At 37.8% G+C, this 2,792-nt stretch carries 5 protein-coding genes; 2 read left to right on the top strand and 3 right to left on the bottom strand.

The genetic code is table 11. The annotated features are described in order from the left end of the window. A partial coding sequence (locus RQ893_RS08955) for a M3 family metallopeptidase (protein ID WP_311482663.1) occupies positions 1-621 on the top strand: 621 nt, incomplete at its 5' end. Between the two features lie 41 nt (positions 622-662). Here RQ893_RS08955 and RQ893_RS08950 read toward each other — a convergent pair. From RQ893_RS08950 to RQ893_RS08940, 3 genes are read right to left on the bottom strand one after another with little or no spacing between them, the layout of a single operon-like run. Continuing rightward, positions 663-971, bottom strand: a complete 309-nt coding sequence (locus RQ893_RS08950; protein WP_311482662.1) for a pyridoxamine 5'-phosphate oxidase family protein — start codon at positions 969-971, stop codon at positions 663-665. After that, entirely contained in the window at positions 922-1,140 is a 219-nt protein-coding gene (locus RQ893_RS08945; protein ID WP_311482661.1) for a pyridoxamine 5'-phosphate oxidase family protein, read from the bottom strand. Before RQ893_RS08945 ends, RQ893_RS08950 begins: the two co-directional genes overlap by 50 nt. An 8-nt stretch (positions 1,141-1,148) precedes the next feature. Further along, positions 1,149-2,174 (bottom strand): M42 family metallopeptidase, encoded by a 1,026-nt coding sequence (locus tag RQ893_RS08940; RefSeq protein ID WP_311482660.1) that lies wholly within the window; start codon positions 2,172-2,174, stop codon positions 1,149-1,151. Between the two features lie 44 nt (positions 2,175-2,218). Here RQ893_RS08940 and RQ893_RS08935 point away from each other — a divergent pair, with 44 nt between their 5' ends. After that, a complete protein-coding gene (locus tag RQ893_RS08935; RefSeq protein ID WP_311482664.1) occupies positions 2,219-2,767 on the top strand; it encodes an LURP-one-related family protein in 549 nt (182 codons plus the stop codon). Positions 2,768-2,792: the final 25 nt, after the last annotated feature.

Here is a 2,792-nt window from a genome sequence, read left to right as displayed (position 1 = left end):
TCAAACGCCAACCAAAACGCCCTATCATGCGATATGTCCATGTACTTCGTCGAAGCTCCATCAACAGCTAATGAAATCACTATGGAAAGATATCTCTTGAAAAAAGCCAAAGACGATAGGGAAAAACTCTGGGTTCTATCAACCATGATTGGCAAAACCTACTACCATAACTTCGTAACCCACTACCTTGAGGCAGCTTTCCAAAGAGAAGTTTATAGAAGAGTAGAAAAAGGTGAAAGCCTATCAGCTGCAGATTTCAACGCTATTTTTAAAGAAAAACTAGAAAAATTCTGGGGTGATAGTGTTAAATTAAACGAAGGAGCAGAACTAACCTGGATGAGACAACCTCACTACTACATGGGACTTTATTCCTTCACCTACCAAGCCGGCCTTACAATCGGTACAGCCATTTCAGAAAAAATAGTCCACGGCACAGACGAAGACAGAAAAAGGTGGCTAGAAGTCCTAAAACTAGGCGGATCCATGGGCCCAATAGATTTGGCAAAAGCTGCTGGTGTTGACATGACAACCACCAAACCAATAGAAAATGCAATCGACTTCATCGGACAAATCATCGATGAAATAGACGAACTATTGAAAAAACTTGATATGTATAAATAAGCAAAGTAAAACCTCCCTTGGCGGGAGGTTTTTAGAATTTCCTATCTTTCATTTACTTTTTTACCTGTCATATAGCTAATATGGAGCGCTAAGATCTTTGTATTCTTAAAGCCTGCCGCCATATTTTCGTGGACTAGGTCCACGTTTGGGTAATATTTTTTAGCAAGATTTATCAAGGCTTCTCTAGCAAAGTCTTGGTCGTCTATTTCTTCAACAAGTCCGTAGGCTATTACAGATGATGTAATTTTTGACCAACCATCATCTGCCAGGCCATCTTCTAACACTACAGTAAAACAGGCCTTAGGATTTTTTTTTGATACAGTCAATCTTATAGCCAGTCTTGGTGCCATGAAAGTAAAGTGACTGGTTTTCCTCATCATATACAAAATTCAAAGGGAAACCGTAAGGATAACCATCATCTCCATTTAGGGCAAGAACTCCCCTAGGTGCTTTTGCTAGAATTTCTTTTATTTTTTCAGGTCCAATTTCATTTTTGACTTTTCTAATTTTTCTGAACATATCTTTCCTTATCTACTAACAAGAATAACAAGTAAGTCAAACAATGACTTTATTGCTTTTTCATGAGTCCTCTCATATCCATGACTTGCTGCTACCCCACAGCCTACTAGGGCGTGCCTATAATCGTAGTCGCTTGCTACAGCAGCTGAAGCATCTGAACCGTAGTGTGGGTAAATGTCTAAGCCATAATCTAGATTTAATTCTTTGGCGATGTCTACAAGATCATTTGTAAGGTCGTAGTTGTATGGGCCTGATGAATCTTTAGCACAAATTGAAAGTTTTAATTCATCGCAAGTTAAATCATCGTGAACAACTCCCATATCGACTGCAACCATATCCCTAATTCCTGCTGGGTGACCTGATGCAGCCCCGTGGCCAACTTCTTCATAGATGGTAAACATCATGTATAGCGGACGATTGATTTTTATATTTTTCTCCTTGATTTCCTTAGCAAGGGCTAATAAAATACCTGCACTCGCCTTATCATCAAGGTGGCGACTCTTCACAAAGCCATTGTCTATCCTAAATCTTGGGTCAAGAGAAATAAAATCACCGTTTCCTATGCCAAAAGCTTCAGTTTCTTCCTTAGAATGAGTGATAGCATCGATTACAACTTCCATAGTTTCGTCATTTCTCTTCGCTTCTCTTGGATCATCTGACCCATGAACTGCTGGGTTATTAAGTCTTACAACACCTGTATATTCCTTGCCAGAGCGGGTGTGGATTTTCACATTCTCAAATTCTACATAATTAAGAGGAAAACCACCTAGAGTAGTCACTCTCAAAGCTCCATTTTCCTTAATTGACCTAACCATAAGCCCTAAGGTGTCAATATGGGCAGAAAGCAAAAGTCCCTTATCACCTTCCATCTCATTGATTGGAACTATTACATTGCCCTTATTGTTTTGGTATGGCGCATAGCCTAATTTTGTAAATTCATCCATCAAATATTTTTCAGCAAACTTAGTAAAACCTGTTGGTGATGGTGTGTTCACAAGATTTTTTATATATTCTGTAATTGTAGTAATTTCCATTTTTTAAATCCTTTCTTATAGTATAATATCAATAATCATATTATATAGTAAGTAAGAAATTAATAAAGGAATGTAAAATGAAAAGATATATTTTTAAGGAAAAATTATTTAAAATCACAGATAAGTATTGGATAAAGGACGAAGACGGCAAGGATTCTTTTTATCTCGACCAAGATTTCACCTTTATGGGCTACAGGGCAGCGGTCTATGGACCTGATAGGCAAAGGCTTTTTAGGATTGAAAAGAAAATCCTATCCCTTTTGCCAAAGTTTTTTGTAAGCTTTGAAGACGGGTCAGAAATGGTTATAAACCAAAGATTTACCCTACTTAGAAAGTCAATTGATGTAGATACAGATTTTGGAACAATTAATCTAAAGGGATCTATTTGGGACTATAATTTTGTAATTAGTCTTGATGGGCAAAAGATTGGTGAGGTTAACAGGAAATTTATTTCCCTTACTGACCAATACGCCCTTACAGTTTATGATGAGGACTACACCCTAGCCATGATTGCCCTTGTTATTTGCCTAAATAAAATCCAAGACGATGAGGAAGGCGCCGCAGCTGCGACTGCTAGTGGAGGAGGACAATAAGATGCCACAATTAATTTTTATCCTA

Source organism: uncultured Anaerococcus sp. (genome assembly GCF_963510915.1).
Lineage (GTDB): Bacteria > Bacillota > Clostridia > Tissierellales > Peptoniphilaceae > Anaerococcus.
This window is presented reverse-complemented; position numbering and strand designations above follow the sequence as displayed.